The sequence below is a fragment of the Fictibacillus nanhaiensis genome (genome assembly GCF_049537595.1).
Taxonomy (GTDB): Bacteria; Bacillota; Bacilli; order Bacillales; family Fictibacillaceae; genus Fictibacillus; species Fictibacillus nanhaiensis_F.
In genome coordinates, this window is record NZ_JBMULM010000001.1 from 1,258,333 (window position 1) to 1,270,341 (window position 12,009).

The 12,009-nt window shown below is 40.1% G+C and carries 14 protein-coding genes; all 14 read left to right on the top strand.

Features of this window, described 5'->3' with window-relative positions:
• The first annotated feature begins 213 nt into the window (after positions 1 to 213).
• The 14 genes from rpsA (at position 214) to ACOZ9X_RS06385 (ending at position 11,968) form a co-directional block, all read left to right on the top strand.
• Positions 214 to 1,353, top strand: coding sequence for a 30S ribosomal protein S1 (rpsA, locus tag ACOZ9X_RS06320; RefSeq protein ID WP_423417430.1), 1,140 nt, complete (start codon positions 214 to 216; stop codon positions 1,351 to 1,353).
• 102 nt (positions 1,354 to 1,455) lie between these two features.
• Entirely contained in the window at positions 1,456 to 2,058 is a 603-nt protein-coding gene (locus tag ACOZ9X_RS06325; RefSeq protein ID WP_423417431.1) for a YphA family membrane protein, read from the top strand.
• Between the two features lie 134 nt (positions 2,059 to 2,192).
• The gene (gene der / locus ACOZ9X_RS06330; protein WP_191753964.1) at positions 2,193 to 3,506 is read left to right on the top strand and encodes a ribosome biogenesis GTPase Der; all 1,314 of its coding nucleotides are present in this window, start codon (positions 2,193 to 2,195) and stop codon (positions 3,504 to 3,506) included.
• 6 nt (positions 3,507 to 3,512) lie between these two features.
• Positions 3,513 to 4,094, top strand: coding sequence for a glycerol-3-phosphate 1-O-acyltransferase PlsY (gene plsY / locus ACOZ9X_RS06335; RefSeq protein WP_423417432.1), 582 nt, complete (start codon positions 3,513 to 3,515; stop codon positions 4,092 to 4,094).
• An 18-nt stretch (positions 4,095 to 4,112) separates the two neighbouring features.
• Positions 4,113 to 5,138: an NAD(P)H-dependent glycerol-3-phosphate dehydrogenase gene (locus ACOZ9X_RS06340; RefSeq protein WP_423417433.1), complete on the top strand. Its 1,026-nt coding sequence runs from the start codon at positions 4,113 to 4,115 to the stop codon at positions 5,136 to 5,138.
• A 118-nt stretch (positions 5,139 to 5,256) separates the two neighbouring features.
• Entirely contained in the window at positions 5,257 to 5,517 is a 261-nt protein-coding gene (locus ACOZ9X_RS06345; RefSeq protein WP_066395705.1) for a stage VI sporulation protein F, read from the top strand.
• A 515-nt stretch (positions 5,518 to 6,032) separates the two neighbouring features.
• Positions 6,033 to 6,233 (top strand): DUF2768 domain-containing protein, encoded by a 201-nt coding sequence (locus ACOZ9X_RS06350; RefSeq protein ID WP_144699359.1) that lies wholly within the window; start codon positions 6,033 to 6,035, stop codon positions 6,231 to 6,233.
• A gap of 14 nt (positions 6,234 to 6,247) precedes the next feature.
• Positions 6,248 to 6,958: a hypothetical protein gene (locus ACOZ9X_RS06355; protein ID WP_423417434.1), complete on the top strand. Its 711-nt coding sequence runs from the start codon at positions 6,248 to 6,250 to the stop codon at positions 6,956 to 6,958.
• A gap of 261 nt (positions 6,959 to 7,219) precedes the next feature.
• Entirely contained in the window at positions 7,220 to 8,698 is a 1,479-nt protein-coding gene (spoIVA, locus tag ACOZ9X_RS06360; protein ID WP_423417435.1) for a stage IV sporulation protein A, read from the top strand.
• 307 nt (positions 8,699 to 9,005) lie between these two features.
• A complete protein-coding gene (locus ACOZ9X_RS06365) occupies positions 9,006 to 9,278 on the top strand; it encodes an HU family DNA-binding protein (protein WP_066241877.1) in 273 nt (90 codons plus the stop codon).
• 319 nt (positions 9,279 to 9,597) lie between these two features.
• Positions 9,598 to 10,164 carry a GTP cyclohydrolase I FolE gene (gene folE, locus ACOZ9X_RS06370; RefSeq protein ID WP_197130680.1) on the top strand — a complete coding sequence of 189 codons (567 nt, stop codon included), beginning with the start codon at positions 9,598 to 9,600 and terminating at the stop codon, positions 10,162 to 10,164.
• Positions 10,165 to 10,176: 12 nt separating this feature from the next.
• On the top strand, positions 10,177 to 10,395 hold the full coding sequence (gene mtrB / locus ACOZ9X_RS06375; RefSeq protein WP_066241872.1) for a trp RNA-binding attenuation protein MtrB: 219 nt from the start codon (positions 10,177 to 10,179) through the stop codon (positions 10,393 to 10,395).
• Between the two features lie 150 nt (positions 10,396 to 10,545).
• On the top strand, positions 10,546 to 11,259 hold the full coding sequence (locus tag ACOZ9X_RS06380; RefSeq protein ID WP_423417436.1) for a heptaprenyl diphosphate synthase component 1: 714 nt from the start codon (positions 10,546 to 10,548) through the stop codon (positions 11,257 to 11,259).
• Positions 11,260 to 11,263: 4 nt separating this feature from the next.
• On the top strand, positions 11,264 to 11,968 hold the full coding sequence (locus ACOZ9X_RS06385; RefSeq protein WP_423417437.1) for a demethylmenaquinone methyltransferase: 705 nt from the start codon (positions 11,264 to 11,266) through the stop codon (positions 11,966 to 11,968).
• Positions 11,969 to 12,009: the final 41 nt, after the last annotated feature.

The following is a 12,009-nucleotide window of genomic DNA, read 5'->3' on the forward strand; positions in this document are numbered from 1 at the left end:
GACTCCTAGGGAATCAGTGGGCCAGGTGAGACTCCTAAAAGCGCATAGCGCTAGGAGGCTCACCGCACACCCCCAGGAAAGCGAGCGACCTGAAACGGAAATCATACTTTCACCAGTGCTACTTTTGCAAAACAACTCCATGATCGATGTTAATGTTCTTTCATACCGAAAGTTCAATAAATTACTTTTCTAATTTTTGAGGAGGTCACGAACATGACAGACGAAATGAGCACAAGTTTAACAAATGCTTCTATGGCTGAAAAAGGTGAAATCATTAAAGGTACTGTACTAAAAGTGGAAGACAAACACGCGTTAGTGGATATCAGCGCTAAGCAAGATGCGTTTTTACCGATTAATGAAGTATCAAGTCTTTTCATTGAAAAGGTAAGTGACGTGTTGAATGAAGGAGATCAAATCACGGTTAAAGTACTTTCTCATACAGAGGACAAGCTTCTTGTTTCAAAGAAAGCTGTGGACACTGAAAAATCATGGAGTGAACTACAAGACAAGTTTGATTCAAAAGAAACGTTTGAAGTCGTGGTTCACGATGTAGTAAAAGGTGGACTAGTGGTAGACCTTGGCGTGAGAGCGTTCATTCCAGCTTCCATGGTCGAGTCTCACTTCGTGGAAGATTTTTCAGATTATAAAGGGAAAACACTATCTGTGAAAATCGTTGAGCTCGATGCAGAAAAAGGTCGTGTTATCTTATCTCATCGTGCAGTAACGGAAGAAGCTGCGGTAGCAAAGAAACAAGAGATTTTAGACCGTTTAGCACCAGGCGAAATCATTGAAGGTAAAGTACAGCGTTTGACTGACTTTGGTGCTTTCGTAGATATTGGCGGTGTTGATGGATTAGTCCATGTTTCACAGCTATCTCATAACCGTGTTGATAACCCTTCAGAGGTTCTTAGCGAAGGTCAGACAGTAAAAGTAAAAGTTCTATCTGTTGACCGTGATAATGACAGAATTTCATTGTCGATAAAAGAAACACAGCCTGGTCCTTGGGAAGAAGCAAGTTCGTCTATCCAAGCTGGAAGTGTTATTGAAGGTACGGTTAAGCGCATCGTTGCGTTTGGTGCATTCGTGGAAGTGGCACCAGGTATTGAAGGCTTGGTTCACATTTCAGAATTAGCGAACCGTCATATCGGAAATCCGAGTGAGGTTGTTAAAGAAGGTCAGCAAGTCTCTGTAAAAGTTCTTGAAGTGAACAGTCAAGATAAGAGAATGAGCTTGAGTATGAAAGCCGTTCAAGATGAAAAGGAAAAAGCGAACCTGAAAGAAAACCTTCCGAAAGAAGAAAAAGGTTTTTCATTAGCGGATATGATCGGTGATCAGCTAAAAGGTTACAAATAAGACAAATGAAGTTACAGCTCTCGATGATTCTCATCGAGAGCTGTTTTTTCTTGCGATTAGAAGGGTACATATTGTGGCAATAATGCTATCGAGGTGAATGAGATGAACGATGGCATACTTTTTTATTGGTTCATGTGGATAAGCTGGGTTGTTTCTACCTTTCTTATGCGTAAAGGAAAGTTAAGAAATCAATGTGTACTTATAACGTTGTTCGGAATCATATTGTCCGGTATAGATCTTTATTTTTCAGTAGGAAGCATGAATGCTGCATTTGCATTCTTCTTGTTGATCGGATTGATTCATGTGATCAGATTTAGTCATCAGCTCTTTTTTTTCGTTACTAGCAGTTTTATTGTGGCTACGGCTTATGTCTCGATCGAACTTTTTGCTCTATACGACCCCGTAAAACTGTTTTTAAACAAGAAAATAATGCTCCTCATATTCCTGACACTTTTAACGATTACGTTAGCAAGAAGTAAAAAAGATCTTTTCAGTTTGATCGCCATCGGTCTTTTTATCGGTGATGCCGCTTATCAATTTATCATTCTTAGGCTTGTTGGAAAAGTCGAGATCGGATCTTTATATGTATTGGATTTGTTTGCCTCAACTTCTATGATGCTCTTATTTATGGTAGTATTGGTAGATATGTTCAAAAAAATAAGACGAACAGCTTTCAAAAGGGTTACTTCAGCGAAGCAGATTTAGAAGAGAATCAGTTGTCTAAACCATAAGTAATTTGCTAAAATAAGTGGACTTGTCTAATTACAAGAAAATGATAGAGCATATAAAAAAAGAAAATTTGATGATTGACTTGATCAGGAAAAAAGGGAAGTGTCTACATGACGAAACCAGTTTTAGCCATAGTAGGAAGGCCAAACGTAGGAAAATCTACTATTTTTAACAGAATTGCCGGAGATCGTATCTCGATCGTAGAAGATATGCCAGGTGTAACGCGTGACCGTATTTATAGCTCAGCAGAGTGGTTGAACACAGAATTCAACTTAATTGACACAGGCGGTATCGAAATCAGTGACGCACCATTTATGAGTCAGATGAAAGAACAAGCAGAACTTGCGATTGAAGAAGCGGATGTTATTCTATTCCTTGTAGATGGAATGAACGGAATTACAGCTGCTGATGAAGAAGTAGCAAAGATGCTGTTTCGATCTAAAAAGCCTGTTGTATTAGGTGTGAATAAGATCGATAACCCGGAACGTAAAGAATTGTTATATGAGTTCTATAGCTTAGGAATGGGCGAGCCGATCGGTGTATCAGGTACACATGGTATCGGTCTTGGGGATCTTTTAGACCAAGTGGTAAGTCATTTCCCTGAAACAGTTGTTGAGGAAAAAGAAGACGATACGATCTACTTTTCTTTGATCGGACGACCGAACGTAGGAAAATCTTCTCTTGTGAATGCCATCTTAGGTAAAGAACGAGTTATTGTAAGTAATATTGCTGGAACAACGAGAGATGCGATCGATTCGAGTTTTGAGCGTGAAGATCAGAAGTATGTAATCATCGATACGGCTGGTATGAGAAAGCGCGGAAAAGTATATGAAACAACTGAAAAATATAGCGTAATGCGTGCGATGAAAGCGATCGAACGTTCCGATGTTGTCCTTATGGTCATCGATGCTGAAGAAGGAATCATTGAACAAGATAAGAAAGTCGCTGGTTTTGCTCACGAAGCGGGTAAAGCAGTAGTGATCGTCGTCAATAAATGGGATGCTGTTGAAAAAGACGATAAGACGATGCAAAAATTTGAGCAAAAGATTCGTGATCATTTCTTATACCTTTCTTATGCGCCGATCGTTTTCGTATCTGCATTAACAAAGCAGCGTCTTCATCAGTTGTATCCTGTAATCAATCAGGTTGCAGAAAATCACTCACTTCGTGTTCAAACGAACATCTTGAATGAAGTGATCATGGATGCTGTTGCGATGAACCCAGCACCAATGGATAACGGAAAAAGACTGAAGATCAACTATGCGACGCAAGTGGCTTCAAAACCACCAACGTTTGTAATCTTTGTTAATGATCCAGAGCTTTTCCACTTCTCATACAAACGTTTTCTAGAGAACCGTATTCGTGAAACGTTCGGTTTTGTTGGGACACCGATTAAAATCTTTGCTAGAAAGAAAAACGACTAATCTTCCATGATGACGATCGTACTCTTCGTTATTTCTTACTTGATCGGAAGTGTTAGTTTCAGTTATTTGCTGACTAAAGTATTGAGAAATGAAGATATTAGGAATCATGGAAGTGGTAACGCCGGTGCAACGAATACGCTTAGGGTGTTAGGAAAGAAACCGGCGATCGCCGTTTTACTTTTAGACTGCTTAAAGGGTATTTTAGTTGTCTCGGTTGCCTTATGGTTCGCGGATTCATCCTTCATTGCAGTTCTGTGCGGTCTGATAGCCGTAATCGGTCACAACTATCCCGTCTTTTATGGATTTAAAGGCGGGAAAGGCGTGGCTACAGCGATCGGTGTCTTTTCTGCGATTGCATTCTTGCCGTCACTTATAGCAGGTGTTATCGCGATCATAACCATTTGGATATCCAGATTTGTTTCATTAGGTTCTATTGTTTTTTTAATTCTTACTCCATTTTTCATGTTGTACCAATTTAATCTGTCACTAGAAGCAGTAGTAGCAAGCTTCGTTCTTTCAATTGTTTCAATCTGGAAGCATCGTGGAAATATAGTAAGGATCTGGAATAGGAATGAACGTAAAATTTAATAGTGGAGTGTGACACGTATGGATAATGTTGCTGTTTTAGGTGCTGGAAGTTGGGGAACTGCCCTTGCCATCGTTTTGGCTGACAACGGTCATAACGTTTCTCTATGGGGACGTAGAGAAGATCAGGTCCATGAGATCAACAACGATCATAAGAATGAAAAATATTTGCCTGGCGTTGAACTCCCTGAAAACATCCAAGCAACAACTCAGTTGAACGAATGTGTGAAAGAAGCGGACACGATCGTACTCGTCACGCCTACAAAAGCGATGAGAGAAGTACTTGGATTATTAAAAAAAGAATTGAGCTCTCCTGTTACAATCGTTCATGCTTCTAAAGGCATCGAGCCTGGTACATATAAACGTATTTCTGAAATCATAGAAGAAGAGCTTCCTGAGAATGTTTTGGATTCTGTAGTCGTTCTTTCAGGTCCAAGTCATGCAGAAGAGGTATCTTTAAGGCAGCCGACCACTGTTACGGTATCTTCAGTAAACATGAAGGCGGCTGAAAAAGTACAAGATCTTTTTATTAATCAAAATTTCCGTGTCTACACGAATCCTGATGTTGTCGGTGTGGAGCTTGGTGGTGCTTTAAAGAACATCATCGCTCTAGGTGCTGGACTTTCTGATGGATTAGGTTATGGAGATAATGCGAAGGCAGCTTTAATCACGAGAGGTCTGGCTGAGATCGCTCGACTTGGTACACATATGGGTGCGAATCCTCTAACTTTCTCAGGTCTTACAGGAATTGGAGATTTGATCGTAACGTGTACGAGTGTTCATAGCCGTAACTGGCGTGCTGGAAATATGCTCGGTAAAGGTATGAAGCTGGAAGATGTTCTTGAGAACATGGGCATGGTTGTTGAAGGCGTTAGAACCACACAAGCAGCGTACGAATTGAGTAAACGTGAAGAAGTGGAGATGCCCATCACACAAGTGCTGTACGATGTATTGTTCAACAACAAAGGTGCAAAACAGGCTGTTGACGATCTGATGCAGCGTTCTCGTACACATGAAGTAGAAGATGTATCTTCTTTAAAGAGCTAAACATACAAAGTCGATAGGCGAATGTCTAAAAAATTTTAGGCATTCGCCTTTTTTTCTTTCACGCTTCCAATCTCCCTGCATACGATAAGGTGAAAAGGAAGTGGGAGGAGGACTTCAGGTGGAACGTGAACAACACTTTTTTGATAAGATCGAGAAGAAAACAAGTGTGAAAAAGGATGATATTTTTAAACTTGCTCAATCCGTAAGCGGGTCAAATCTTCGTGACGAGCGCACGATTCGTATGCTGATTTCCCAAGTATCTTCTATGGCTGGAGTAGCAGTTTCGAAACAAAAAGAAGATCAGATCGTTCAAGCTGTTCTTAACAATAACATACCTCTCGACTTAGCAACATTATCTAAAATGTTTGAAGGTAAGTAGGCTCAATTTAAAAATTGGATAAAGTGGATTAGCACCTAAAATCATGGAAGTGTTCCTTCAGTACAGGAAGTATTTAGTCGAACACCCGGTCATGCCCGGGTGTTTTTTTGTTTGGTTTTTTAAATTTATATTGGCTATTTCTTTGATGTTTCGAAGGTAGTTGATTTCCGTTCCAGGTTGCTCGCTTTCCGCGGGGCAGGCGGTGAGCCACATTCGTACGTATTACGTATAAGTGTCTCACCTGCCCACCTGTCCCGCAGGAGGCACGCACCTTCCACTCCAATCAACTTGTCAAAGAAGTAATCGAAGATTTGCCGGATACCTTCAAAAAATGAAACGAAAAGCCCATGCCTTCAAGTCCAACAATAAACACAAAATCGTCACGCGTAATCTTGAGGATCAAGTTTCTATGATCAATAAACAAGTCTAGTCTCTGTCAGAATTCATCTTCCGAAAAAGTAAAGGAAATACCAAGAATTATGCTATAATGTACGCTGTGGACAAGGAGGATACATATGAGTGAAGGTTTGTTGAAAATGTGGGTGGCTCTATCAGCCATCGGTTTAATGTTTGTTGCTGTTTTCTCTATCATGTTTAGTCGAGCGAAATTATCTGGAATCTTTCAGACGGTCGTTTCACTATTCGCGTGGATCTGCATGATCGTGGCAGGTATTCTAATCATCATCGTTGTGTTCAGCGGACCTGTACAAGGTTAGAGGAGGAAGTCAATATGTCTAAAAAATGGTGGATTCCTTTATGTTTAATTTTATTCACACTTTCAGGATGTTTGTATCCGGAAGAAAGAAAAACGCAGAACCGAGTTCCTTATCAAGATCAGATTTCAGCGGTTCAGCAAGCCGTTGAGAGCTTTCAAAAAGATACGGGTGTTCTGCCGATCAAGACAAAAGAGGCAGATACAGATATCTATCAAAAATACTTGATCGACTTTAATAAACTAGTTCCAAAATATATGCAAGAACCTCCAGGCAATGCTTTTGAGAAGGGTGGAACCTTTCAGTATGTGTTGATCGATGTAGAGACAAAGCCGACGGTCAAGCTTGCAGACCTTGTTTTAACAGATAAGGTTCAAGATATTCAGGTTGCTTTAAATATCTATATGGCCGAGCACGACTACCCGCCATTTAAAAAGATAGAAGCTCAAGGAAGGCATACTCTTGATTTTAAGAAGTTAGGTTTTAAGGAAGATCCATACGTCACAAGTCCTTTTACAGGGAAGAAACTGCCATTTATGGTCAATGGTGATGCAAAGATATTTATAGATTACAGAAAAGATCTAAATGCAGTGATCACAAGCTACCAGGATGAATTGGACAAACACGAAGACATACGTCACCTACTAGCCGTTCATTCGTTTTTTGTGCCTGTCTATTCCGTTCCATATACAGTTGAAAATAATAAACCTATTTTTTTAATAAAATAGGCATGAACTCTCCCTTTTTCTAATACATTCATAGAAAAGGCGGAGAGATTTTTTTTGGAAATCCTTTTAACGAAACAAGCTTTATAGTTTCATCGGTAGGCACTCAAGTGCGCCCTCCCGTTTTTATGGAACTATACAACCGAGAAAAGCGAGGATCCAATAAAAATTTCCGTTCCTTTGTCATAATCAATAGGACAAAATCATACGATGTATTGTCCAAGACTAGCATCCGGAACTTTATTTGGATCGGGAGGGAAATGAATGGAGAAAATCGATATTTTCAAAGATATCGCCGAACGGACAGGCGGAGATATCTACTTGGGTGTAGTAGGAGCAGTTAGAACAGGGAAGTCCACATTTATTAAGAAGTTTATGGAGCTTGTGGTGCTGCCGAACATTGAGAATGAAGCAGAACGCCAACGTGCTCAAGATGAATTACCGCAGAGTGCAGCTGGACGCACCATTATGACCACTGAGCCCAAATTTGTTCCAAACAATGCGGTGAAGATCAATGTAGGTGATGGGCTAGATGTTAACATACGTCTCGTTGATTCAGTAGGTTATGCGGTGCCGAGTGCAAAAGGGTACGAAGATGAAAACGGCCCAAGAATGATTCATACGCCATGGTATGATGAACCGATTCCGTTTCATGAAGCCGCTGAGATCGGTACTCGAAAAGTGATTCAAGAACATTCCACGCTTGGAGTTGTCGTAACAACGGATGGAACGATCGGTGAGATTCCAAGATATGATTATGTGGAATCAGAAGAACGAGTGGTTGAAGAGCTGAAAGAAGTTGGAAAGCCGTTTATCATGCTGATCAACTCTACACAGCCGCACCATCCAGACACGCAGAAACTTCGCAACGAGCTTTGTGAAAAATACGATATTCCTGTACTTGCAATGAGTGTTGAAGCGATGACGGAGCATGATATTAATAACGTGTTAAGAGAAGCTTTATACGAGTTTCCGGTGCTTGAGGTCAATGTTAACCTTCCTAGCTGGGTAATGGTCCTTCGTGAGAACCATTGGCTGCGTGAAAGCTATGAAGAAGCAGTAAGAGAAACGGTTCAAGACATCAAACGTCTGCGTGATGTAGATAAGGTTGTTGGATTCTTCGCTGACTATGATTTTATCGATGACGCAAGACTCGCAGGAATCGAAATGGGGCAAGGGATCGCTGAGATCGACTTGTTCGCACCTGATTACCTGTACGACCAGATCTTAAAAGAAGTGGTGGGCGTTGAGATTCGAGGCAAAGACCACTTGCTTCAGCTGATGCAAGAATTTGCATACGCTAAGACCGAGTATGATCAAGTGGCAGATGCGCTAAGAATGGTTAAGCAAACAGGATATGGAATTGCGGCACCAGCTATTACGGATATGAGCCTCGATGAGCCTGAGATCATCCGTCAAGGATCTCGATTCGGTGTAAGACTGAAGGCGATCGCACCTTCCATTCATATGATTAAAGTAGATGTAGAATCAGAGTTTGCGCCGATTATCGGTACGGAAAAACAAAGTGAAGAGATGCTTAGATACTTGATGCAAGACTTTGAAGAAGATCCGCTATCAATCTGGAATTCTGATATCTTTGGAAGATCGCTAAATTCTATCGTAAGAGAAGGAATTCAAGGTAAGATTTCACTGATGCCAGAGAATGCAAGATATAAATTAAAAGAGACATTAGAACGTATTATAAATGAAGGTTCAGGCGGTTTGATTGCCATTATTTTATAACGTATGGACTCCTATCATCAGGAGTCTTTTTTTTTGTTTGTTTGACTAGAACAAATGACCTGTGCTAAGAGAGTGACTTTATTACCTCGAGAGGGCATATTTTTTGTAAAAAAAGGTCAAAAAATAAGGAATTTTAAGGGTTGAATAGCGAAAAACGCCTAAAAAAGATTGAATTTCTCAATGTAATCGTATAATATAAGGCTTGTCACAGATATAATTAGTAAAATCTTGTATATTACATAAATGAAGGAATCATGATTCAAAAGTTGAATGATGGTGAATAGTACCTTGAGAGGAGGTGAATGGAATGAACAAGACTGATCTAATCAATGCAGTATCTGAGCAAGCTGAGCTTTCTAAGAAAGATGCATCTAAAGCAGTTGACGCTGTTTTCGAAGCAATCACTGGTACACTACAAAGCGGTGATAAGGTTCAACTTATCGGATTTGGTAACTTTGAAGTTCGTGAGCGTGCAGCTCGTAAAGGCCGCAACCCACAAACTGGTCAAGAGATCGAGATCTCTGCTAGCAAAGTTCCTGCTTTCAAACCAGGGAAAGCCCTTAAGGACGCTGTTAAATAAATGATACATAGGGCAACTTAAAAAGACCGTGAATCCGTTCACGGTCTTTTTTATATGGATTATTCGAAGTGGGAAGGGCGAAACCGGATATCGGCAAGAATTAACATGATATCGGCAAAAAATAGAATATATCGACAAAAACAAGATTATATCAGCAACAATTGAAATATATCGACAACAATTCCGTTTTATCGGCAACTCATGTTATGACTCCCTAGATCCACTCCGCACACGGCGTAAGGGTTTTCTCTTTTTGCTATTCTCTCTTCATTATGCTAAAATTTTTCTATTGTGTGAATGGAATTGGAGGACAACCGGCGTGGCAGAAGTTCAAAAAGAAAAAATTGAGTTAGCGGTAAAAATGATATTAGAAGCGATAGGTGAAGACCCTGAGCGAGAGGGTTTAATAGATACACCAAAACGTGTTGCAAAAATGTATGAAGAAGTATTCCAAGGATTGAACCAAGATCCTAAAGAGCACTTTGCTACTATTTTTGGAGAAGATCATGAAGAGTTAGTGCTTGTAAAAGACATTCCTTTCTACTCCATGTGTGAGCATCATCTCGTACCTTTCTTCGGAAAAGCGCATATCGGATACATACCTAAAGGAGGTAAAGTAACAGGATTAAGCAAGCTTGCTAGAGCTGTGGAAGCTGTTACAAAACGACCTCAACTTCAAGAAAGAATCACATCGACGATTGCGAACAGCTTGCTAGAAACTCTAGAACCTCATGGTGTGATCGTTGTGATCGAAGCAGAGCATATGTGCATGACGATGCGTGGTGTTAAAAAACCGGGCTCTATGACGGTTACTTCAGCAGTGCGTGGCGTTTTTGAAAAAGATCCTGCAGCTCGTGCAGAAGTATTAAGTTTAATCAGAAACTAAGGAGGTAACTTCATGAAATCAGAATTTGATTTTTTCGTGATCAAAGCGAAGGAGAACGGTGTAAACGTGATCGGCTTAACTCGTGGTACAGAAACAAGATTTCACCATTCTGAAAAGCTTGATAAAGGTGAAGTGATGATCGCTCAGTTCACAGAGCATACTTCAGCTGTAAAAGTAAGAGGGAAAGCTGTGATCTACACGAAACACGGAGAAGTAGATACAGAATCGTAAAGATTACTTTCGGCGGTACATGTGTCAAAAAGCTGGGCTAAAGATAAGCCTAGTTTTCTTTATGTCTTTTAAAGAGGTTGAATCCTAATAATTTTGGCGACTATGTTATAATAAGAAAGCACAATTTTGCTGTGTCATTGGAGGGATTTGATGAGCACCTTGGAACAGATTCAACGTTTAAAACAGCATACACTTTTATTGATGCAGCACAGTTATGTAGAACGATATATCCAACCTCCAGTATTTAATGAATCCAAAGTATTCATCACGTACTGTCTTTTGCGTGAACTAGAATTGGATGAAGCTGTAGAAGCAGAGTACTTCAGTTCGATTACTCTCATTCAGTCTGCATTGGACCGTCATGATGACATTTTGGAAGAGCAGATCAATAAGAACAAAAAGAACCGTCAGCTTGTTGTATTGTCTGGCGATTATTTTAGCAGTCTATACTACTTACTTTTATCTCACTGTGAAAATTTAGACCTGATCTCAAAGTTATCGAGTGCGGTTCAGGAAATTAACGAACTAAAGGCTGATCTGCATATTCATAGCAAGGACAAGTTTTCAACCACGAGTGTAGAATATTTAAAAGCCATACAGAAGATCGACAGTCTTTTATTAACAAAAGCCGCTGAATCGTTTGGTCTCTATACATATATCCCGTTTATTGAAAGGTACCTAACTGTGTCACGATATCACAGTCTTGATACGAGAAGAAGATTAAGTGAAGAACAGTTGAACTATCTCGAGACATGCGAGACGGAACTAAAGAATAAAGAAGTGAAAATGCCGCTGTTGCTTCATAGAGAAGGATACAACATGGTAGATGCTAGCAAAAATGACTTAATGTTAGGAGAGGGTTAATCCGATGTTGAGTAAAGAAGAACGGGTTCACTCTGTATTTGAAAAGATATCTGATCAATATGACTATATGAACGATCTGATCTCTTTTAAACAGCATAGTAAATGGCGTAAAGATACGATGAAAAGAATGAAAGTACAGCCTGGAAACCAATGTCTAGATGTTTGTTGCGGAACAGGTGAATGGACGTTCGCTCTTGCTGAAAAAGTTGGTGCAGAGGGGAAAGTAGTAGGCCTCGATTTCAGTCAGAACATGTTAAACGTTGGGATCGAAAAGTTAAGGAAGCGCCGAACTCCTGGAGTCAGCTTTATCCATGGGAACGCGATGGAGCTTCCGTTTGAAGATAACAGCTTTGACTTCGTTACGATCGGTTTTGGGCTTAGAAACGTTCCCGATTATCTCCAAACACTAAAAGAGATGGCTCGCGTTGTGAAGCCAGGCGGTAGAGTCGTATGCTTAGAGACTTCTCATCCGACGGTTCCGGTGTTCAAACAGCTCTTTAAACTTTATTTTAAGTACATCATGCCGGTATTCGGTAAGTTGTTTGCTAAAAGTTACCAAGAATACGCGTGGCTTCAAGAATCAACAGAAGCTTTTTTAACAAAAGAAGAACTGAAACAACTTTTTATACAAGCAGGTTTATCAAACGTTGAGGTTAAATCGTATGCTTTAGGTGCTGCCGCCATGCATACAGGGAAAAAACAGCAATAGAAGAGAGCGTTGCAGTGTGTGGAATAAAATTAAAATAATTT